19 protein-coding genes and 1 pseudogene are annotated in these 19,816 nt (G+C 68.3%); 5 read left to right on the forward strand and 15 right to left on the reverse strand.

Annotated features, from left to right (window positions below):
- Nucleotide 1 precedes the first annotated feature (1 nt).
- The 8 genes from ACAG25_RS03850 to fadD5 all read right to left on the reverse strand — a co-directional run bounded on the left by ACAG25_RS03850 (nucleotide 2) and on the right by fadD5 (nucleotide 10,179).
- Nucleotides 2-1,147 carry a virulence factor Mce family protein gene (locus tag ACAG25_RS03850; protein WP_370486980.1) on the reverse strand — a complete coding sequence of 382 codons (1,146 nt, stop codon included), beginning with the start codon at nucleotides 1,145-1,147 and terminating at the stop codon, nucleotides 2-4.
- Nucleotides 1,148-1,150: 3 nt separating this feature from the next.
- Nucleotides 1,151-2,788 (reverse strand): virulence factor Mce family protein, encoded by a 1,638-nt coding sequence (locus ACAG25_RS03855; RefSeq protein WP_370486981.1) that lies wholly within the window; start codon nucleotides 2,786-2,788, stop codon nucleotides 1,151-1,153.
- A gap of 14 nt (nucleotides 2,789-2,802) precedes the next feature.
- Complete coding sequence (locus ACAG25_RS03860; RefSeq protein WP_370486982.1) at nucleotides 2,803-4,386, reverse strand: MCE family protein; 1,584 nt, start codon at nucleotides 4,384-4,386, stop codon at nucleotides 2,803-2,805.
- Nucleotides 4,383-5,414 carry a virulence factor Mce family protein gene (locus ACAG25_RS03865; RefSeq protein WP_370486983.1) on the reverse strand — a complete coding sequence of 344 codons (1,032 nt, stop codon included), beginning with the start codon at nucleotides 5,412-5,414 and terminating at the stop codon, nucleotides 4,383-4,385. The genes ACAG25_RS03860 and ACAG25_RS03865 overlap by 4 nt, the downstream gene beginning before the upstream one ends.
- A complete protein-coding gene (locus ACAG25_RS03870; protein ID WP_370486984.1) occupies nucleotides 5,411-6,628 on the reverse strand; it encodes an MCE family protein in 1,218 nt (405 codons plus the stop codon). The genes ACAG25_RS03865 and ACAG25_RS03870 overlap by 4 nt, the downstream gene beginning before the upstream one ends.
- Before the next feature lie 4 nt (nucleotides 6,629-6,632).
- Nucleotides 6,633-7,502 (reverse strand): MlaE family ABC transporter permease, encoded by an 870-nt coding sequence (locus ACAG25_RS03875; RefSeq protein WP_370486985.1) that lies wholly within the window; start codon nucleotides 7,500-7,502, stop codon nucleotides 6,633-6,635.
- Nucleotide 7,503: 1 nt separating this feature from the next.
- A complete protein-coding gene (locus ACAG25_RS03880; protein ID WP_370487388.1) occupies nucleotides 7,504-8,220 on the reverse strand; it encodes an MlaE family ABC transporter permease in 717 nt (238 codons plus the stop codon).
- 303 nt (nucleotides 8,221-8,523) lie between these two features.
- A complete protein-coding gene (gene fadD5, locus ACAG25_RS03885; RefSeq protein ID WP_370486986.1) occupies nucleotides 8,524-10,179 on the reverse strand; it encodes a fatty-acid--CoA ligase FadD5 in 1,656 nt (551 codons plus the stop codon).
- A 125-nt stretch (nucleotides 10,180-10,304) separates the two neighbouring features.
- On the opposite strand from fadD5, the gene ACAG25_RS03890 reads away from it, so the two are divergent.
- The gene (locus ACAG25_RS03890) at nucleotides 10,305-11,000 is read left to right on the forward strand and encodes a GntR family transcriptional regulator (protein WP_370486987.1); all 696 of its coding nucleotides are present in this window, start codon (nucleotides 10,305-10,307) and stop codon (nucleotides 10,998-11,000) included.
- Nucleotides 11,001-11,313: 313 nt separating this feature from the next.
- Nucleotides 11,314-11,661, forward strand: a complete 348-nt coding sequence (locus ACAG25_RS03895) for a hypothetical protein (RefSeq protein ID WP_370486988.1) — start codon at nucleotides 11,314-11,316, stop codon at nucleotides 11,659-11,661.
- A gap of 4 nt (nucleotides 11,662-11,665) precedes the next feature.
- Here the strand turns inward: ACAG25_RS03895 and ACAG25_RS03900 are convergent, their stop codons facing one another.
- The gene (locus tag ACAG25_RS03900) at nucleotides 11,666-12,106 is read right to left on the reverse strand and encodes an SRPBCC family protein (RefSeq protein ID WP_370486989.1); all 441 of its coding nucleotides are present in this window, start codon (nucleotides 12,104-12,106) and stop codon (nucleotides 11,666-11,668) included.
- 19 nt (nucleotides 12,107-12,125) lie between these two features.
- Nucleotides 12,126-12,854, reverse strand: a complete 729-nt coding sequence (locus tag ACAG25_RS03905; protein ID WP_370486990.1) for a DUF72 domain-containing protein — start codon at nucleotides 12,852-12,854, stop codon at nucleotides 12,126-12,128.
- A gap of 52 nt (nucleotides 12,855-12,906) precedes the next feature.
- Here ACAG25_RS03905 and ACAG25_RS03910 point away from each other — a divergent pair, with 52 nt between their 5' ends.
- Nucleotides 12,907-13,965, forward strand: coding sequence for a M42 family metallopeptidase (locus ACAG25_RS03910; protein ID WP_370486991.1), 1,059 nt, complete (start codon nucleotides 12,907-12,909; stop codon nucleotides 13,963-13,965).
- On the opposite strand, the gene ACAG25_RS03915 is transcribed toward ACAG25_RS03910, so the two are convergent.
- Nucleotides 13,966-14,637 carry a TetR/AcrR family transcriptional regulator gene (locus ACAG25_RS03915; protein WP_370486992.1) on the reverse strand — a complete coding sequence of 224 codons (672 nt, stop codon included), beginning with the start codon at nucleotides 14,635-14,637 and terminating at the stop codon, nucleotides 13,966-13,968.
- A gap of 126 nt (nucleotides 14,638-14,763) precedes the next feature.
- Between ACAG25_RS03915 and ACAG25_RS03920 the strand changes: the two are divergent.
- Nucleotides 14,764-14,874 (forward strand): annotated as a pseudogene (locus ACAG25_RS03920) (CAP domain-containing protein); the annotation flags it as partial.
- Here the strand turns inward: ACAG25_RS03920 and ACAG25_RS03925 are convergent.
- The 4 genes from ACAG25_RS03925 to ACAG25_RS03940 form a co-directional block, all read right to left on the reverse strand.
- Nucleotides 14,859-15,317 carry a hypothetical protein gene (locus ACAG25_RS03925; protein ID WP_370487389.1) on the reverse strand — a complete coding sequence of 153 codons (459 nt, stop codon included), beginning with the start codon at nucleotides 15,315-15,317 and terminating at the stop codon, nucleotides 14,859-14,861. The pseudogene ACAG25_RS03920 and the gene ACAG25_RS03925 sit on opposite strands and share 16 nt — an antisense overlap.
- Nucleotides 15,318-15,407: 90 nt before the next feature.
- Nucleotides 15,408-16,187, reverse strand: a complete 780-nt coding sequence (locus ACAG25_RS03930; RefSeq protein WP_370486993.1) for an ABC transporter ATP-binding protein — start codon at nucleotides 16,185-16,187, stop codon at nucleotides 15,408-15,410.
- The gene (locus ACAG25_RS03935; protein ID WP_370486994.1) at nucleotides 16,171-17,199 is read right to left on the reverse strand and encodes a glycine betaine ABC transporter substrate-binding protein; all 1,029 of its coding nucleotides are present in this window, start codon (nucleotides 17,197-17,199) and stop codon (nucleotides 16,171-16,173) included. Before ACAG25_RS03935 ends, ACAG25_RS03930 begins: the two co-directional genes overlap by 17 nt.
- Nucleotides 17,196-18,089 (reverse strand): ABC transporter permease, encoded by an 894-nt coding sequence (locus tag ACAG25_RS03940; RefSeq protein WP_370486995.1) that lies wholly within the window; start codon nucleotides 18,087-18,089, stop codon nucleotides 17,196-17,198. The genes ACAG25_RS03935 and ACAG25_RS03940 overlap by 4 nt, the downstream gene beginning before the upstream one ends.
- 191 nt (nucleotides 18,090-18,280) lie before the next feature.
- On the opposite strand from ACAG25_RS03940, the gene ACAG25_RS03945 reads away from it, so the two are divergent.
- Nucleotides 18,281-19,816 carry a Re/Si-specific NAD(P)(+) transhydrogenase subunit alpha gene (locus ACAG25_RS03945; RefSeq protein WP_370486996.1) on the forward strand — a complete coding sequence of 512 codons (1,536 nt, stop codon included), beginning with the start codon at nucleotides 18,281-18,283 and terminating at the stop codon, nucleotides 19,814-19,816.

Consider the following 19,816-nt stretch of genomic DNA (forward strand, 5'->3'; position numbering starts at 1 on the left):
CTCACTCCGCCCTTTCGATCAGTGGTCCGTTGGGCGCCGAGTTCGGGTTCGGGGTGAACCGGACGTCGGGGATCATCGTCGCCGGGTCGCGGCCCCACGACTGTTCGAGCGCGCGCAGCATGCCCGACACCCCGGTTCCGGACAGGAACCCGTTGTCGATGGCCGACAGCGTCAGGTCCACCGTCAGCGACACGTTGATGTAGTCGCCGCGGATCGCCTTCGGCACGTTCTCGATGCTGTACGGCGCGGTGAGGAAGATCGTCAGCGCGTTGATCAGGTACGGGCCCGACTTGCCCAGTTCCCGCAGCGGACGCTGCAGGTTGGCCAGGTTGGTGTTCACGTTGTCGCTGGACGGTTCGAGCGCGTCGACGGCGGCGCCGCTGATCCGGCCCAGCGATTCGACCGCGTCGGCGAACAGGTCGCGGGTTTCGGCGAAATGCTCGATCAGCGGCGGGAATTCGGTGAGCACCGCGTCGAGGGTGTTGTTGCGCTGGGCGACGACGGCCAGCAACCGGTCGGTGTTGTCGATGGCGCGGGTGATGTCGTCGCGCTGGGCGTTGAGCTCGGCGGTGAAGGTGTCGAGCTGACCGAGGAAGGTCCGGATCTGCTCACCGCGTCCGTTGAGGACGTTGTAGACCTCGGTCTGGATGGTCTCGAGGTTGTTGACACCGCCGCCGGTCAGGATGGTGGCAATGCTCGCCAGCACCCGCTCGGTGTTGGGGAATGCCGAGGCGTTGGCCAGCGGGATGGTGTCGCCGTTCTCGAGCTTCTCCGGCGCGGGATCCGGCGGCATGTCCAGCTGGACGTGCTGGGAGCCCAGCAGGCTGGTCTGGCCGATCTTGGCCAGCGCATTCCGCGGTAGCTCCACACTGGGGTCGAGGTCCAGCGTCAGCGTGGCCACCCAGTTCCTCAGCTCGATGGCACGCACCCGACCGACATACACATCAGCCACCCGCACCCGGCTGTTGACGTTGAGCGCCAGGGTGTCGGGCATCTGCACGTAGATCGTGGTGGCGTCCCCTCCGGTGCCCGGCCCGCCGGGCAGCGGCACGTTGGTGATGCCCTTCCACGATCCACACGAGGTCAGCACCAACGCCGCTGCGCCGAGAGCGCCGGCGCGCTGCGCGACTCTGCTCCATTTGCCCATGACTCAGCCTCCTGCCTCGGCCGGCAGCAGCGGACCGGGCGGCGTGGCGGCCGGAGCCGCCGGTGCGGGTGGTGCGGCCGGTGCGATGGCGCCCAGCGGGTCACCCGGGATCACGCCCGGCGCGGGTGCCGGCGGTGGGCCGGGCTGCGGGTACCACGGCGGCGGCAGCGGGTTGTTCTGGTCGAACGCGTTCGGCGGTCCGGGCAGGTTTCCGTTGCGGGTGGTCCCGAACGCCGGTGGGGCCGGTGGCGGGGTGATGTCCGGCCCGCCCATCAGCTCGGCCAGCGACTCCGGGGTCAGCATGTTCGCGGTGAACGGTTGGACCTCGACGCCCTGCATACCCGGAGCCACGATCCAGCCCGGCTCATGGTTGCCGTGCGAGAACAGCGTGTCGCGCGAGAAGATGCCGGGCACCGTCGTGTCCTTGTATCCCGGCGGCGGACGCAGCCGCTCCTCGGAATAGGCGATCTGCTTGGGCAGCGTGTAAGCCGGCTGCAGCTGGTTGGCGCCGAACGGCAGGTAGTTGAACTTGATGGCGTCGAGGATCGGCCCCAGGTACTGCGCGCACAGTTCCGCGGATTCCTGGTAGCCCATCCGGCTGCCTGCCTGGATCGCGCTGCACAGGAACTGCATCGGGTTGGCGAAGTTGTTGATCACCGGCATCGTCACGATGCCACCGGCGTTCGGCGACGAGATGTTCATCAGGTTCGCCGCGACGTTCGGATACGCGTGCAACGCGGTTTCCAGACCGTCGCGCGGCTCCGGCTGCAGGATCGCATTGGTCACATCGGCGAGGTTCTTGATGTCGTGCGCCAGCACCTCACCGTTTTCGTTGACGAATTCCTTTGTAGTGGAAAGCAATTGGTTCAGATCGCGCAGCGCGGTGGCGACTTCGTCGTCGGTGTTGGTGAACGCGTTGGTGATCTGGGCCAGGTCGTTGTTCAGCGCCACGAACTGCTGGTCGCTCTGGTGCAGCGCGTTGACGAACAACGCCAGGCTCTTGATCACGCTGAAGAAGTCACCGCGGCCCTCGTTGAGCGCGAACAACGCCTCCGACAGGTTGTTCAGCGTCTGGTTCAACTGCTTGCCCTTGCCGGCGAACCCGTCGGCGGCCGACTCGATGATGTCGCCGAACGGACCCTTGGGCTGTTCCGGGGTGGGGCCCAGGTCGGTCAGCAGCCGGTTGATGGAGTCGCGCAGATCGTCGTACTCGACGGGCACCTGCGTGCGGTCCAGGTCGAGGACGGCGTTGTCGGGCAACACATCTCCGCCGGTGTAGGGCGGCGCGAGCTGGATGGTGCGGGACGCGACCAGGCTCGGGTTCAGGATCGAGGCGGTGACGTTGTCGGGCAGCTTGTACTTGCTGTCGTAGTGGAACGTCACCTTCATCTTGTCGCCGGCGGGCTCGATCGCGTCGATGGTACCCACCTGGACGCCCATGATCTGCACCTTGTCGCCGGGATAGAGCGCCAGCGTCTGCGTGAAGTACGCGACCACGGTCTTGGTGGTCAGGTTCTTGTACAGGTTCCAGCCGATCAGGCCACCGATGAGCGCCACCGCGATGATGATCGCCCCGATGATCGCGGCGCCGCGGGAGATGGCCGGCATCTTGAAGTTCCGGACGTTGAAGACAGTCGACATGGTGTGTTACCCCCTCAGCCCTGAGATCCCGGCGGGAGGAACGGCGGATTGCCCGGCAGCGGGGCCTGGCCCGCAGGTGCGAGCGCGGGACCCGGTCCCGGAGGCGGCGGCGGCCCGTCGAGGGCCGGCGGCAGCGGCGCGATGCCGGGCGTGAAGTCCGGCGCGGACGGCTGCGGGGCCAGCGGCACGGTGCGGGCTCCCGGCGGTGCCGCGGGCAGCGGCACCCGCGCACCGGGCACGTCCGGCGACATCTGGCCGGGGATCGCCGCGGCCGGCACACCCGGCGACGGCTGCGGGCCGTGGGCGTCGGGCGCCGACGTCGCGACGTTCGGACGCTGGTTCTCGTAGTTCGGGCCGTAGGGGTTGTCGCCGTACGGTCCGACCGTCAGGTCCGCACACGGCAGCGGGTTCCCCGGCCGCGGCAGACCGTCGGCGGGTGGGGTGTACGAGCACGGCGAGCCGGGCGGCACTGCGGGACCGGGGTTCTCCGGGGTGCCCTCCAGCGGCGTCGGCGCCGGCGGCGGCGCGCCGTTGGAGAAGCCGGTGCCGTTGGGATCCGGGAACCGGAAGGCCGGCAGGCCGGCGTTGCGCCAGAACTCCTCGGGGTCGATGCCGCGCTTCTTGAATGCGGCGTCGACGAAGGGCTGCAGAATCCAGTACGGGGCCAGGTTGGCCAGCATGACCTTGAAGTACGGGCCCGAGGCCAGCGCCTCACCGAGCGACACCATGAACTTCGACAGCGAAGACAGCGAGTCGGCGAGGTCCATCTTGCGCGCGTTGAGGATGTCCGACAGCACCCGCAGCTGCTCGAGCACGCGGTTGAGGTTCGGGTTGTCGTCGATGAGACCGCGCACCTGTGCCGAGAACCCGGAGACCCGCTCCAGCAGCTGGCCGACGGCGTAGTTGCGCTGGTTGACCGCCTCGAGGAGGGTCTGCGCGTTGACCAGCAGCGCGTTGATCTGCCCGCTGCGGTTGCCGAGGACGCCGGCGACCTTGTTGGCGTTGGCCAGCAGCGCCTTGATCTGGTCGTCACGCTTGCCGATGGTGTCGGAGAACCGGGCCACCCCGTCGAGCGCGGCGCTCAGGTGCGGGTAGGTCTGGTCGATGGTCTCCGACAGCACGTTCAGCGATTCCTTGACCGTCTGGGTGTCCCAGTTCGCGGCGGAGTTGCTCAGGTCGTAGAACGCGTCGTAGATCTGATACGGCGTAGTGGTCTGTCCCAGCGGCAGCACACCGCTGGGCGGCAGCGGGTCGTCGCCGCGGGGCTCGATCTCGATGTTGCGGCGCCCGAGGATGGTGTCGGTGCGGATCGCGGCGCGGCTCTGGGTGCCGATCTGGGTGCCGCCCAGCGAATATCCGATGACCACACGGTCGCCGTCGATCTCCATGGACTGCACGGTGCCGACGTCGACGCCGGCGATGCGCACCTTGTCCCCGGAGTTCAATCCTCCGGTGTCGGCGAACTGCGCGTAGTAGGTGGGCTGCGCGAAAAGCATCGGCACGCTGGCGAAGCTCTGCCCCACCCCGATCACGATGACCAGGATGATGACGCCCATCAGCCCGCTGCGGACGCGGTTAGATCCTTCGAGGACTCTCATTTCGGCGTGCACCTACCCGACGGCTGACTCCACACCTTGACGGTGCGCACCGGCCCGCCCGGTTGCAGCCCGTTGAGCTTCAACGTGATGTCGCAGGCGTAGAAGTTGAAGAAGTCGCCGTAGATGCCGCCCGACCGGCCGATGATCGCCAGCGCTTGGGGCAGGTCGGAGAGGAACTTGTTGAACTCGTCGCTCTGCTCGACCAGCGGCTCCTGCAGCACCTCCAGCTTGCTGACGGTGTCCTTGATCAGCGGCCGGTTGTCGGCCAGCAGATCGGAGATCGTGCCCGCGGCGTCGCTGATCTCGGCCACCGAACCGGCCAGCGGGTCGGCGCGGTTCTTCAGCCCGGTGATGAGCACCTCGAAGTTCTGCACCGTCTGGTCGAACTCCTCCTGATGCTTGACCGTGGTCTCCAGCACCGTGTTGAGGTTCTTGACCACCTCGCCGATGGCCTGGTCACGGTCCGCCAGCGCCGAGGTCAGCGCGGCCGTCTGGTCGAGGATGTCGTTGATGGTGCCGCCCTGTCCTTGGAACACGGTGATCAGCGACTGCGCGATGGTGTTGACCTTCTCCGGTTCCAGGGACTGGAACACCGGACGGAAGCCGCCGATCAGCGCATCGAGGTCCAGCGCCGGTTGGGTCAGCTCGATCGGAATGGTCGCGCCCGCATCGATTCTGGTGTTGCTGTCTCCGCGGGACAGCTCCAGGTAGCGGTCGCCGATGAGGTTGAGGTACCGGACCGAGGCGCGCGTCTCGTCGAACAGCTCCAGCGACCGGTCCACGTTGAAGTCGACCTTGACCTTGGTGCCGCCGTCGATCAGCTCGACACCATCGACCTTGCCGACCTCGACTCCCGATGCCCGGACGAACTGGCCGGGCCGCAGACCGCTGGCACTGGAGAAGATCGCCGAGTAGCTGGTGGTGCGGTCGAACCGCACCTGTCCGAAGACCACCACGATGATCGCGGTGAACATGAGCAGCACCAGGGAGAAGGCGCCGAGCTTGATCGCGGTTCCGGTGATTTTCATGGGTTGATCGTGTGCTCTCCGACTTGGCGTCCCCAGACGTACTCGGTCAGAAGCGGCTGGCCCAGCTCCAGGTGGTTGTACGGGGCGATCGACGCGCCGGTGTCGAGGACCAGGAACGGCGCCGGCCACAGGTCCCGGGTGATGGGCTGCCAGCAGCCCGGCCGGCCACCGGGTCCGCCCTTGGCGTTCACGCGCGGCAGGTTGTCCGGGTAGACGTAGGCGTTACCGGCGCCCAGGCCCAGCACCTGCGAGTGGGTCTTGAGGGAGTAGCCGTTGCCGCCCAGCGCGTCGCTGATCTTCGGTTCGACGTCGTGGTAGTTGCGGAACATGCAGAAGAACTGCGGGCTGTACTTGTCCAGCAGCGCCGTGGTCGGGATCAGGTCCTCCGCGGTACGCACGAAGTAGGGCGCGCCGCGTTCGAAGACGTCGCCGCCGGTGTTGCCGAACCCGACCGAGGCCATCAGTGCCTGGTCGACGTCGCCGCGCTGGGCGTTAAGGGTGCGCGCGGTGGTCACCGCGTTCTCCAGTCCGTCGAACAGGTCCGGTGCCGCACCGGCGTACACGTCGGTCAGGTCGGCGAGCAGTTGGTTGTCGCGGCGGATCTGCGGCATCTGCGGGTTGATCTCGGCGAGGATCTCGTTGCCGTCGATGATCGACTCGCCGAAGCGGTCCCCGAGTCCGTCGAGCGCTTCGGCCGTCGCGCTCAGGGTCTGGTTCAGCTTGATCGGGTCGACCTGCTCGGAGATCTCCACCACCGTCTCGAACAGGGTGTTGAACTCGGTGGTCACCGAGGTGACGTCGATGACGTCGCTGGCGCTGAGCCGCTGAGTCGACGGGTTCTCCGGGGCGGAGAACGACACGTACTTACTGCCGAACACCGTGGTGGCGCTGATCTCGGCCTCGGCGTTCTGCGGGATCAGCTCCAGGTACTTCGGGTCGACCTCGAGGGTGATCTTGGCGCGCGGTTCCCCGTCGACGGTCACCTGGTCGACCTGGCCGACCCGGCCGATCTGCACGCCGTTGTAGGTGACCTTCGCTCCGGGATCCATGGACAGGCCCGACCGCGCCGAGAGCATCGTCAGCTTTTCGCGCGGCAGCAGCTCGCCGCGGAACTGCAGGTAGACGAACACCAGCATGATGATCGCGAGGATCGCCAGCACCACACCCGCAAGCTTGTACGGGGGTTGGCGTCGGGAGTTCACGGGTGCGGTCATGGCGCTACACCGTCAGGTTGAAGTTCGGGTCGACGCCGTAGAGCGCCAACGAGGCGAACAGGACCACACAGACGATCGCCACCAGTGAGGCCCGCATCGAGCGGCCCACGGCCTCTCCCACGCCGACCGGACCGCCGCTGGCGTAGTAGCCGTAATAGCAGTGGTTGAGCATCACGATCACCGAGATGATGACGGCCTGGATGAACGACCACATCACGTCGTCGGGCCGCAGGAACGTGCGGAAGTAGTGCTCGTAGGTACCGACCGACTGACCGTAGAAGATCGTGGTGGTGGCCTGCGCGGACAGGAAGCTCATGATGATCGCCATCGCATACAGCGGGATGATCACCACGAACCCGGCCATGATGCGCGTCGAGACCAGGTAGGAGATGGACTTGATGCCCATCACCTCAAGGGCGTCGATCTCCTCGCTGATGCGCATGGCGCCCAACTCGGCGGTCGCGCCCGCGCCGACCGTGGCGGCCAGCGCCTGCCCGGCCACCACCGGCGCGGCGATGCGTACGTTGATCAGGGCGGCGAAGAACCCGGTGAACGCCTCGACGCCGATGTTGCCGAGCGAGGCGAAGCCCTGGATGGCCACCAGCGACGAACCCGACAGCGTGACGAACCCGACGATGGCGACGGTGCCGCCGATGACGGCCATGGCGCCGGTGCCCATGCCGATCTCGGCGATCAGCCGCAGCATCTCGCGGCGGTAGAAGCGCAGTGCGTGACCGATCGAGCCGACGGCGGTGACCACGAACCATGCGACGTGGCCGAGGGAGTCCAGGCCGCGTGCTGGAGCGCCGGCCAGGCGTTGCGCGGTGGCCGCCCCGCGCGGGAAGCGGGCCTTCAGAACGGCGGTCGTCGACACGTCAGCTCCCCGTTCCGAATCGGACGCCGATGGTGGTCAGCACGACGTTGACCGCGAACAGCGCGATGACGCAGAGCACCAGCGTCTCGTTGACCGCGGTGCCCACACCCTTGGCGCCGCCGCCGACGGTCAGACCCCGGTAGCACCCGACGAGACCGGCGATCAGCCCGAACGTGGCGGCCTTGATGATCGAGATGAGCACTTCGGGCAGGCCGGTGATCAGCGTCAGCGTCGACACGTACGCGCCGGCCGACACGTTCTGCAGGTAGACGCCGAAGATGAACCCGCCGACCAGGCCGACGGTGATCACCGCGCCGTTGAGCAGGATCGCGACGAACGTCGACGCGACCACGCGCGGGACCACCAGGCGGTGGATCGGGTCGATGCCGAGGACCTCGAGGGCGTCGATCTCCTCGCGGATGGTGCGCGCGCCCAGGTCGGCGCAGATCGCGGTGGATCCGGCACCGGCCACCACGAGCACGGTCACCAGCGGCCCGAGCTGGGTCACGGCGCCGATCGCTGCGCCGGCGCCCGACACGTCGGCCGCGCCGAACTCGGCGAGCAGGATGTTCAGCGTGAAGATCAGCAGCACGGTCAGCGGGATCGACACCGCCAGCGTCGGCAGGAACGCCACCCGCATGAGGAACCAGCTCTGCAGGATGAACTCGCGCCACTGGAACGGCGGTCGCAGCAGCGCCTTGCCGACCAGCACACACATGCGGACGAAACCGCCGACGGCTTCCAGCCCGGGACGCACCTGGTCGCGGACGTAGCCGCCCAGATTGCTGGACTTGGACGAAGTCGTCACCGGGAAGCCTCCCCGAACGATTCATCGCTGGCGTAGCGCACCGGCAGCACCTGTCGCACGCTCCCTTCCCGCCCGGACTCAGTTCGAGTAAGGACCGTCTCGCTACCCGTCGGTAGTGAGACGGACCACCGGACTGTACCCGATCGATTGGCCGCCGCGTACCGCATCGACGGGATTCGGCCTCGAACCGTTAGCAAACTATCCCTCTGTCGGCTAATTGACGGATTCCGCAGCCGAAACCGTTGTCGGAGTGCTACTTTCACCGGCGTCAGCACCGTCGGGATTGCTGTACCGCTTCCGTAGTTCGGTCTTGAGAACCTTGCCCGCCGGGTTGCGCGGCAACGCGTCGACCACCTCGAGGGCCTTGGGGTGCTTGTAGCGCGCCAGCCGCGATGTCAGGAATTCGTCAAGATCGGCCAGCTGCAGCTGTGCGCCGGTCGAACTGCGCAGTGCCACGACCGCAACCGGGACCTCTCCCCACTTCGGGTGCGTGCGACCGATCACGGCGACCTCGACGATGTCGGGGTGCGCCGCGAGCACGTTCTCGACTTCCGCGCAGTAGATGTTCTCGCCGCCGGAGATGATCATGTCCTTCTTGCGGTCGACCACCCAGATGTATCCGTCTTCGTCCTGCCGGACGAGGTCACCGGAGTGGAACCAGCCGCCCTCGAAGGCCTCCGCGGTGGCCTCCGGGTTGTTCCAGTAGCCGGCCATCAAAGTCGGTGCGCGATAGACGATTTCACCGACCTGTCCGATGGGCACGTCGTTCATCTCGTCGTCGACGATGCGCGCCGAGACCGTCGGGATGACCTTGCCGACCGAGCCGAGTTTGCGGATGGCGTCCTCGCCCAACAGCATGCAGGTCACCGGAGACATCTCGGTCTGGCCGAACGCGGCGAGGATCTGGGCGCCCGGGAAGGTCTCGGACATCTCGCGCAGCAGGGTGTCCGACGCCGGGGCGGCACCCCAGGACAACGTGCGCAGTCGCACGTTGCGCGGCTTGGCCCGCTGCGCGGCGCAGACCGCCTGCCACTGCGCCGGAACCAGGAAGATGCCGGTCACCTCCTCGGCTTCGAGGACGTCGAGCAGTTCGCCCGGCTCGAACGCGCCGAGGGGGTACAGCACGGTCGGCCGCCCGAGCAGCAACCCGGGGATCATGTTCCCGATGCCGGCGATGTGGAACAGCGGGACCCCGATGAAACCGACGTCGTGGTTGAGGTCGGCTCCGCTGGTGAACAGGAACGTCAGCGCCTGCCCGGAGATGTTGGTGTGGGTGAGCACGGCACCCTTGGGACGGCCCGTGGTGCCGGAGGTGTACATGATCAATGCCGGCGAGTCGTTGGGGATGTCGACGACCGGGCAGTCCCCGGTACTGCCGGCGATCAGCTGCTCGTAGTCGAGCACGCCCGCATCGGAGGCGCCGCCGGCCACGACGACGGTGGACAGCGTCGGGTTGAGGTCGCGCACCGCGGTGGCCACGTTGGTCAGGACCGACTCGGTGATGACGACGCGGGCTTCGCAGTCGGAGACCAGGAACGCGATCTCCGGCGGCGTCATCCGGAAGTTCACCGGCACGGCGATGGCACCGAGCTTGTTGATCGCCAGGAACGACTCGATGAACTCGGGCCGGTTGAGCATCAGGATCAGCACCCGGTCGCCGAAGCCGATGCCCCTCGCGTGCAGGTCGGCGGCCAGCGCGGTGACGCGCTGGTCGAGCTCGCCCCACGTGATGGTGCGCCCCAGGAAGCGCAGCGCGGTCGCGCCGGGCTGCATCAGGGCATGCCGGGCGAGCTGGTTCGTCCAGTTCTGGCGGCGCGCCAGGAAGGGCTGCTCGGTCGGTACGCCGAACGCGGCGGAGGGGTCAGTCACGTGGTCCTTCTCCTGGCCGGGGGTTGCGCGATGATGATATTTGATCAAACATTGTGTTGCCCCGGTCACAGTATGGCCCCGGCGGTCAGGAGACAAGGCTCCGCTTCACTGCCGGAAAGGCGACGATGAACGCTCCCGCCAAGCCGCGCCAGGGCTCGGTGCGGCGCGAACAACTGTCCGACGAGGTGGCCGCGCGGCTGCGCGCCGAGATCATGACCGGCACGCTGCGGCCCAACACCTTCATCCGCCTCGACGAGACCGCCGCGCGACTGGGTGTGAGCATCACGCCGGTGCGGGAGGCGCTGCGCACGCTGCGCGGCGAAGGGATGGTCGAACTCGAACCGCACCGGGGACACCGGGTGACGCCGTTGACGCGCAAGGACATCGAGGACATCTTCTGGCTGCAGTCGACCATCGCCCAGGAGTTGGCGGCCACCACCACCCGGCGCATCACCGACGAGGAGATCGACGAACTCGAACGTCTCAACCGCCGGATGTCCGCGGCGGTCGAGGACGGCGACGCCGGTGCCATCGCCGCCGCGGAGTTCAATTTCCATCGGCTGTTCAACCGCGCCAGCGGCCGCATCAAGCTGGCGTGGTTCCTGCTGCACGTGGCGCGGTATCTGCCGCCGCAACTGTTCGTCACCGACCCCGCGTGGGGGGTCGCCGCGGTGGCCAGTCACGACCGCCTGATCGCCGCGTTGCGCCGCCGCGACGTCCACACCGTCGTCGATCTGACCGATCAGCAGTTCACCGACGGGCTCGACCGGCTGCTGGCGTGGCTGGACCAGGCCGGGCTGTGGCAGGAGAACCGGCGCTGAACGGTCGGCTCCCGCACCCGGCCGTGGTCCGCTCCCGCATCCGGCCGTCGTAACGCCTTGGGTGTCGACGGCTCGCGCGCGATGCGGGTCCCCGAAAAGACCAGCGCGAGCGATTTTGTCGGACAATCGTTAGGCGGCCTCACCGACCTCCGACAAATTCGCTCGTGCTGGTCTTTCGAGAAGCGTGTCGTCTGACCGAGCGCACCGAGGACCGCCGGACGCATGCTCCACAATCGCGAATCCGTCCACAGCACAGACACTTTCCCGCGTCCCGAGCATCGGAGCCGTCGGTCCGTCCTGCGACGGTGCGGAGGTGACCGAGACACCACAGCTGCGCGGCACCGATCTGCGCTACGTGATCGTCGACCATCTGTTCCGCCACGGCCCGGCCGACATCGCCGACATCGTCGAGGACCTGCACTACCACGGGTTCACCATCGCCGGACGTGCCTCGAAGAGCGTCTCCGACGCGCTGCGCTGGGAGGTGCGGCGCGGCCGGTTACGCCGCATCCGTCGCGGACGCTTCGGACCCGCCGACATGCCCCGCACCACCGCGCAACGCATCCACCGGCGGGCGATGGCGCTGCGGGCGCAGGCCGGACTGTCCATGGGCCGCACCGACGAGCACTTCTGGGACCGGGTGGTGCCGTACCTGCAGTAGGTCGCTACTGGGTCGCGAGGTGCTCGGCGCGCTTCTTGAGGTTGTCGGCGAGGTAGTCCAGCGTGTCCCCGATCGCCTTCTTCACCATCGGTTTGGGCAGCGGCAGCTTGGTCTCGACGTCGAGGTCGACGGTGAGCAGCGAGGCGGGGCCGATCGGGACGACCGAGAACCGCTGCTCCTGCTTGTCGAAGTGATCGCCCTGCTGCAGCACCGTGTAGATCTGGTTCTCCGCCGGGTAGTACACGGCGGTGATGAACGTGCCGGACTGTCCCTGCACCACCACGTCCAGGCGCAACTGGCTGGGCCGGCCGTCCGGGTAGCGGGCCAGCACCCAGCAGCCCTTGATCTCCTCGTTCCACTGCGGGTAGGCCTCGAAGTCCTGCACGATCCGCATCACGGTCTCGCCGGACGCCTCGACCTCGACTGTCTTACTCACCAGCGGCATCGGCAGAGCATATCGACCCTCAGCACCCCAGCAGCGCGCGCAGGTCGCGTGCATTGCGCACCGCGTTGCCGCCGAGATCGTTGTTGAAATAGACCAGCACGTCGCGGCCCTGGTCGTGCCATTCGCCGACGCGGTCGGCCCACCAGCGCAGGTCGTCGTCGCTGTAGGAACCCCCGTACATGGCGGTGGGATCCGGGCCGTGCAGGCGCACGTAGACGAAGCCGGCGGTGGCCTGCAGCGTGCACGGCAGCCCGGCACCACTCATCACGACGTACGCCGCGCCATGGCGGGCCAGCAGCTCGTAGACCTCGGGGTGTTCCCAGGACGGGTGGCGGAATTCCACGGCCACCGGGATGGCGCCCGGCATGGCGCCGAGGAAGTGGTCCAGCCGCGCGTCGTCGCGCTCGAGCGCCGGATGCAGCTGGACGAGCAGCGGCCCGCCGCGGTCGCCGAGCTCCTTCCAGCCACGTTCGAACCGTTCGATCCACACCTCCGGTGCGCGCAGCCGCCGCGCATGGGTCAGGCCGCGGGCCGCCTTGACCGCCATGACGAATCCCGGGGGCAACCGGTCACGCCAGCCGGCGAACGACTCGTCGCGCGGCCACCGGTAGAAGCTGCCGTTGAGCTCGACGGTGTCGAACTCCTCCGCGTACCGGTCCAGACGTCGCGACGCGGGGACACCGCGCTCGTAGAGAACGCCCTTCCAATGGTCGTACGCCCACCCGGAGCAGCCGATTCGGATCGTCACCTGCATCTGATACCCGGGTTCGAACGACTCAGCCCGGGTATGCGGCGTCATCGTGGACGACTATCGGGAACTCCTGCAGGAACTGCTGCTCGCCTACGGTCCGTGCGGGCAGGAAGACGCGGTGCGTGACATCTGCCGACGCGAACTCACCCCCGTCGTCGACGACATCTGGGTGGATCCGGCGGGCAACCTGGTCGGCGTCATCCGCGGCGGGGACGCATCGCCGGTGCGGGTGCTGGCCCACATGGACGAGTTGTCGATGTTGGTCAAGCGCATCGACGACGACGGCCTGATCCACCTGACCCCGCTGGGCACGATGTATCCGGGCAATTTCGGGCTCGGTCCGGTGGCGATCCTCGGCGACGAGGAGACGTTCTGCGGGGTTCTGGCGCTCGGCTCCGAGCACACCACCAAGGAGACGCCGCGCATCTGGCAGACCAAGCCCGACCAGGGCGACAAGGCTCTGGACTGGCCAGACGTGTACGTGTTCTCCGGACGCGACAAGGCGCAGCTGGCGGCGGCGGGGGTTGGGCCGGGCACACGGGTGTGCGTCGACCGCAGCAAGCGCACACTGGTCGACCTCGGCGACTACCTCGGCTGCTACTTCATGGACGACCGTGCCCCCGTCACGGCCCTGCTGGGGGCGGCCCGCCGCCTGCGCGACGGCGCCCCGCCCGCAGGTGACGTCTACCTGGTCTTCACCACCGACGAGGAACTCGGCGGTCTCGGCGGGGCCTATGCCGCCCAACACCTGCCCGGTCATCTGACGTTGGCCGTCGAGGTCGGTCCGACCGAACCCGAGTACGGCACCACAGTCGCGGGCGGCCCGATCGTCGCCTACAGCGACGCCATGGCCGTCTACGACAAGCCCGTCGCCGACCGGCTGATGGACGTCGCCCGCCGGCAGGGGATGGTCCCGCAGGCCGCGGTGCTCGGCGCGTTCGAGTCCGACGCGTCGCATGCGAAGGCCAACGGCAACACCGCCCAGGCCGCGCTGCTGTGCCTGCCCACGTTGAGCACCCACGGCTACGAGGTCATCCACACCGACGCGATCCCGGCGATGACCTCGGTGCTGACCGAATTCCTCGCCCATCCGGTGGGCGACGGTTAGTCAGCCGGCGGGTTCGACCTCGGCAACGACCCCGTCGCCCAGCGGCGAGCCGGTCCGCACCGCCTCCTGACGGATCAACCCGCGCAGCAGGGCGGTGCTGAACTCGACGGCGATCTCCTCGGCGCTGCGCCGGCCGTGCGGGCGCAGCCACCGGTAGGACCCCAGGGTCATGCCGATGTAGCCGAGAGCCAGCACGTGGGAATCGCAGTCGTAGAACTCGCCGCTGGCGATGCCGCGGTCGATCACGTCGCGGACGTGTTCGTAGACCTGGGCTTCCTTCTCCCGGATGTAGGCCACCTGTTCCTCGGTGAACCACTCGGTGATGTAGGGCCCCTCCTGGAAGTAGACGGCGGCACGTTCGATGTCGCTGGCGATGCCGACCAGCAGGCGGCGGGTGAAGTGGTAGATGGTCTCGCGGGCAGACGCGGTCGGATCGTCGTGCAGTGCGTCGACGGTGAAGTCGGCAGCGCCCTTGTAGATGTCGTAGAGGATCAGCGACTTGCTCGCGTAGTAGTGGTAGACGGTGGCCTTGTTCAGCCCGACCGCGTCGGCCACGTCGTCCATCCTGGTGCCGTGGTACCCGCGCGCGGCGAACAGTTTGGTGGCCACGGCCAGCAATTCCTCCCGGCGCGACATCCCGTTGGTCGGGGCGGTCTCAGAATGGCGACTCATGTATCGGCGGCCTGACTTCTCGGCGGTCCACTAACTGGTTGGCCAGTCTAAGTCGTTGCCGTGTTGCCGCGCGGCAGACAGGTCTACACTCGCCGCATAGCCCGCATGCAGGCGAGAGGTGATGACGTGGACCCCAATCCGGACTATGACGCCAGCGATGAGCTGGAGTACGGCATCAACTGGTTCGCCTGGATCCTGCGCGGTGTCTACCCGCCACCGGCCTATCCGCCGGTCTGATCTGCCGCGACGGCATCCCCGGCGCGCCTGCTGATCTCGTCCTGCTGTCGGCGCGCCCGAATCCACGCCCGGGCCCGGTCGTTGACGTCGCTCAGACGCCGGCTCGCGGCTGCGGCCCCGTCACGACCGTGCCGCGCGGCCGCGCTGCCGCCGCTGCGCAACACCGCGGTGACCCGGGCGACCTGCTCGGCGGGAATCCGTTCCCGTAGCTCCGCGCGCCAGTCGCGCGGCGGCACCGGGTCACGGTCGCGTGGCCACTCGATGGGCGGCTCGGGTGCGGGCACCGGGACGACCGCGGCCGACGGCCGGCTCTCCTCTTCGTAGCGTTCGCCGCACTTGCGGCACCGGACCTCGTAGCGCATGCCGCTCACGTCCTCGATGAAGGCGTAGTCCGCCACCGACACGCAGCGCGGGCAGCGGGCGAGCCCGCGTTCGACGACCATGCTCACCTCGCCATCGTGCGGCCGCTGACCAGCGCACGCACCGCCCACCGACATCTCGATACCCGATCGGTGCCGTTTCGAGATGCAGCCTCAGGCCGCGGCTGACTTCACGGCGCGCCCCACCTCGGCCCGCAACTCCGCGTACTCCGGCGAGCGCCGGAGGTCGTCGGGGTCGACGCCGGTGCGCGGCAGGTCGACCGGGATGTCGAGGGCCACCTGTCCGGGCCGGCGGGTCAGCACCACGATGCGGGAACCGAGGAACGCGGCCTCCTCGGCGCTGTGGGTGACGAACACCGTGGTGCGTCCCGACTCGGCGCTGACCTGCCGCACGTCCTCCTGCAACCGCTCGCGGGTCAGCGTGTCCAGCGCGGCGAAGGGCTCGTCGAGCAGGAACAGCGGGGTCTCTGCGGCGAGGGCGCGCGCGATCGCCACCCGCTGCTGCTGTCCGCCGCTGATCTCCCAGATGCGCCGGTGTGCCATGCCCGCCAGGCCGACGCGTTCGAGCAGTTCGTCGCGCCGCTCGGCACGCCGGTCCCGCGGCACCTTCGCGTACTTGAGCGCCAGGTCGACGTTGCCGCCGACCGTGCGCCACGGGAAAAGCCGCGGCTGCTGGAACACCACACCGGCGGTCACCCCGGGGGTGGGCGCTCGGCCGGCCACGTGGACCGCGCCCTGAGTGGGTTCCTCGAACCCGGCCAACAGCCGCAGCAGCGTGCTCTTCCCGCACCCCGAGGCGCCGACGAGCACCAGGAACGATCCCGGATCCACGGTCAGGTCGACCGGGCCCAGGGCGGTCACCTGATCGCGGCCGCTGCCGTAGCGGTGTGAGACGCCCTCGATGCGGACCACACCATCACTCGCCGAGGGCATCGGGGAGCCCCTCGGTGTAGATCGCCTCCTGAAACGCGGTCAGCGGGCCGGCTTCCGGGATCTGCTTCTGGTCGGCGAGGAACTGCGAGGCGCTCTGCAGGTTCGCGGCCAGGTTCCCGGGATTGCCCGCGGTGCCGAGCCATTCCGGCGACGAGAGGTCCTCTGCGGAGACGAACACCATCTGCTCGAGCTGCCCGGCGACGTCCTCGGGCGACAAGCCGACCTCGGCGGCGATGGCCGTCGCGGCAGCCTGCGGGTCGTCGCGGATGACGCCGAGGGCACGCACCTGCTGTTGCCGCCAGGTGTCGACCACCTCCGGGTGGGCGGCGGCGAACTCTTCGGACACCGTCGCCAGATCCAGCGTGGGTTTGCCGGCGTCGGCGAGTTGGCGGCTGGTGATCAGGTCCCTTCCGGTAGCCCGCAATTGGTCCAGCGTGGGCAGCCACGTATAGGCGGCATCGATGTCGCCGCGGTCCCATGCGGCCAGGATCGCTTGCGGCTGAAGGTCGATCAGCGTGACGTCGTCGGCGGTCAACCCGTTCTGGTCGAGGGCGGCCAGGAGGCTGTAGTGCGCGGTCGAGGCGAACGGCGTGGCGATGCGCTTGCCGCGCAGCTGGGCGACGTCGTCGATACCGGCGTCGTTGCGTGCCACCAGCGCCTCGTTGTCGCCGGCGACGTCGAGGATGAACACCACCTTGTACGGGATGTTCAGCGGTGCCGACAGGCCGCGCGCGACCGGACTGGAGCCCAACGCACCGAAATCGAGTTCCCCCGCGATGAACGCGGTGTTGATGTCGGCACCGGAGTCGAACTTCGTCCACTTGATGTTGTAGTCCGGCAACGCTTCTTCGAGCCACCTGTTGTTCTTGACGATCAGGTCTCCGCTGGGGAACGTCTGGTACCCGATCCGGATGGTCGGCTTGTCGGCCTGCTGATCCTGTGCGCCCACCGAGCATCCCGTCAGCACCAGCAGCGCCGAAAGCAGCGACACCAGAACGGCTTTGGTTTTCATATCTTTCCTCTCCAGGGAACGCTGCGCCGTTCGGCGGCGCGCAGCAGGCCGTCGATCACCAGACCGGAGAACCCGATGGCGAAGATCCCGACCAGCACGACCGGGGTGTTGTTGTAGTTGCTGGCGTCCTTGACCAGTCCGCCGACGCCGGGGATCCCGTTGAACAGCTCGGCGGCCACCACCGACGAGTAGGCCATCCCGACCGCCAGCCGGATACCGGTGAACGTCTCCGGCAACGCCGACGGGATCACCACGTCACGGATCACGTCACGCCGCCCGGCGCCCAAAGCCCTTGCCGCTTCCTGCAATCCGACGGGGGCGGCGACGACGGCCGCGGTGGTGGCCACCGCGGCGGGCGGCAGCGCCGCCAACGCGAGCAGTGTCACCTTGGGCGCTTCGTCGATGCCGAGCCAGATCACCAGAAGGAAGAAGTACGCCAGCGGCGGCAACGCACGCAGGAACGTCAACCACGGTTCCAGGACACTGCGCACCCAGCGCACCGATCCCATGATCAGGCCGAGCAGCACACCGAGCACCACCCCGATGGCGACGCCGGCGAGCACCCGTCGCAGTGTCATGTAGAGGTGCTCCCACAGGAGGTAGCCGGCGTAGCCGCGGACCCCGTCGTGGGTGGTCGACACGTCGACGAAGGCCCGCCACACCGTCGCCGGGTAGGGCACGAAGGTCTGGTTCCAGATCCCGCTGGCCGCGGCGAGCTGCCAGAGCACACCGAACACCGCGACCGACAGCAGCGGCAGCAGCGCGCGGGTCAGCCGTCCGGTCCCCCGCCCCCGACCGGAACGCCCAGCTCCGACGGGCGCGGCGCGGGTGGCGTGATCGGGGCGACGTCGACGGAAACGGACACCGGCGAACATTGACGCACGCGTCACGCTGACGGAATATCTGCGCTCAGCGCGAGCGGAATTCGTGCCGGCGGAGACGGGACCGCTGACGGCGATGCGGAGTTTTTCCGGCGTCCTCCTACACTGACATCTTTATCCGTCGCACGACGGACGGTGTCAGAGCGCGTTGGCGTGCTCGGACGGCACTGGGAAGCAACGCCTAGATCGGATCGACATCGATGATCATCGGGATACCGAGAGAGTCCCTGCCTGGGGAAACGCGGGTCGCGGCGACCCCACAGACCGTGGGGCAGCTGATCAAGCTGGGCTACCGGGTACTGGTGGAATCCGGTGCCGGTAAGGCGGCGAGCTTCTCCGACGCGGCCTACGCCGAAGCCGGCGCCGAGGTGGGGTCCACCTACGACGTGCTGGCCTCCGACGTCGTGCTGAAGGTCAACGCCCCGTCGCGGGGCGAGATCGCCGGCCTGCGTGACGGCGCCACCCTGATCAGCCTGATCTCGCCGGCGTTGCAGCCCGAACTGCTCGAACAACTGGCCACGCGGCCGATCACCGTGCTCGCGATGGACGCGGTGCCCCGGATCTCGCGGGCACAGTCGATGGACGTGCTGTCGTCGATGGCCAACATCGCCGGCTACCGCGCGGTGGTCGAGGCGGCGCATCGGTTCGGCCGCTTCTTCACCGGCCAGGTGACCGCGGCCGGCAAGGTCCCGCCCGCGAAGGTGCTCGTCGTCGGCGCCGGTGTGGCCGGCCTGGCCGCGATCGGCGCGGCGGGCAGTCTGGGCGCCGTCGTGCGCGCCACCGACCCGCGCCCCGAGGTCGCCGACCAGGTCAAGTCGCTGGGCGGCGAGTACCTGGCCGTGGATCCGGCGGCCGCCGAGGTGTCGGCGACCGGTTACGCCAAGGAGATGGGCGACGACTACAAGGCCCGCGAGGCGGCGCTGTACGCCGAGCAGTGCAAGGACGTCGACATCATCATCACCACCGCGCTGATCCCGGGTAAGCCGGCGCCGCGCATCATCACCGCCGAGATGGTCGCGTCGATGAAGTCCGGCAGCGTCATCGTGGACATGGCCGCAGCCAACGGCGGCAACGTCGAGGGCACCGTCAAGGACCAGGCGATCGTCACCGACAACGGCGTGACGATCATCGGCTACACCGATCTGGCCGGCCGCCTGCCCGCCCAGTCGTCCCAGCTGTACGGCACCAACCTGGTGAACCTGCTGAAGCTGCTCACCCCCGAGAAGGACGGCCAGCTCACGCTCGACTTCGACGACGTGGTGCAGCGCTCGGTGACCGTCGTCCGCGACGGCACCATCACCTGGCCGCCGCCCCCGGTGCAGGTGTCCGCGGCGCCGGCCGCAGCGGCGGCCGCGGCGCCCGTGGAGGCCAAGCCGGCCAAGCAACCCATGTCGGCCGGGCGCCGGCTGGGGCTGACCTTCGCCGCGGCGGCCGCGCTGTTCGCGCTGATCGCGATCTCCCCGGCCGCACTGCAGATCCACCTGACGGTGTTCGCGCTGGCCATCGTGATCGGCTACTACGTCATCGGCAACGTGCATCACGCGTTGCACACCCCGCTGATGTCGGTGACCAACGCGATCTCCGGGATCATCGTCGTCGGCGCGCTGCTGCAGATCGGGCACGGCAACGCCGTCGTCACCGCGGTCGCCTTCGTCGCGATCCTGCTGGCCAGCATCAACATCTTCGGCGGTTTCGCGGTCACGCGCCGCATGCTCGCGATGTTCACGAGGAGCTAG

Origin of the sequence: Mycobacterium sp. pV006 (assembly GCF_041287115.1) — a bacterium.
Lineage (GTDB): Bacteria > Actinomycetota > Actinomycetes > Mycobacteriales > Mycobacteriaceae > Mycobacterium.

Coding starts and splice junctions, on each gene's coding strand:
- ACAG25_RS03900 (WP_370486989.1), bottom strand. CDS start 12,106: ATGCCGCTGGTGAGTAAGACAGTCGAGGTCGAGGCGTCCGGCGAGACC.
- ACAG25_RS03880 (WP_370487388.1), bottom strand. CDS start 8,220: ATGTGTGTGCTGGTCGGCAAGGCGCTGCTGCGACCGCCGTTCCAGTGG.
- ACAG25_RS03855 (WP_370486981.1), bottom strand. CDS start 2,788: ATGTCGACTGTCTTCAACGTCCGGAACTTCAAGATGCCGGCCATCTCC.
- ACAG25_RS03935 (WP_370486994.1), bottom strand. CDS start 17,199: ATGAAAACCAAAGCCGTTCTGGTGTCGCTGCTTTCGGCGCTGCTGGTG.
- ACAG25_RS03915 (WP_370486992.1), bottom strand. CDS start 14,637: ATGAGTCGCCATTCTGAGACCGCCCCGACCAACGGGATGTCGCGCCGG.
- ACAG25_RS03890 (WP_370486987.1), top strand. CDS start 10,305: ATGAACGCTCCCGCCAAGCCGCGCCAGGGCTCGGTGCGGCGCGAACAA.
- ACAG25_RS03870 (WP_370486984.1), bottom strand. CDS start 6,628: ATGACCGCACCCGTGAACTCCCGACGCCAACCCCCGTACAAGCTTGCG.
- ACAG25_RS03865 (WP_370486983.1), bottom strand. CDS start 5,414: ATGAAAATCACCGGAACCGCGATCAAGCTCGGCGCCTTCTCCCTGGTG.
- ACAG25_RS03860 (WP_370486982.1), bottom strand. CDS start 4,386: ATGAGAGTCCTCGAAGGATCTAACCGCGTCCGCAGCGGGCTGATGGGC.
- ACAG25_RS03945 (WP_370486996.1), top strand. CDS start 18,281: ATGATCATCGGGATACCGAGAGAGTCCCTGCCTGGGGAAACGCGGGTC.
- ACAG25_RS03925 (WP_370487389.1), bottom strand. CDS start 15,317: ATGGTCGTCGAACGCGGGCTCGCCCGCTGCCCGCGCTGCGTGTCGGTG.
- ACAG25_RS03850 (WP_370486980.1), bottom strand. CDS start 1,147: ATGGGCAAATGGAGCAGAGTCGCGCAGCGCGCCGGCGCTCTCGGCGCA.
- ACAG25_RS03930 (WP_370486993.1), bottom strand. CDS start 16,187: ATGCCCTCGGCGAGTGATGGTGTGGTCCGCATCGAGGGCGTCTCACAC.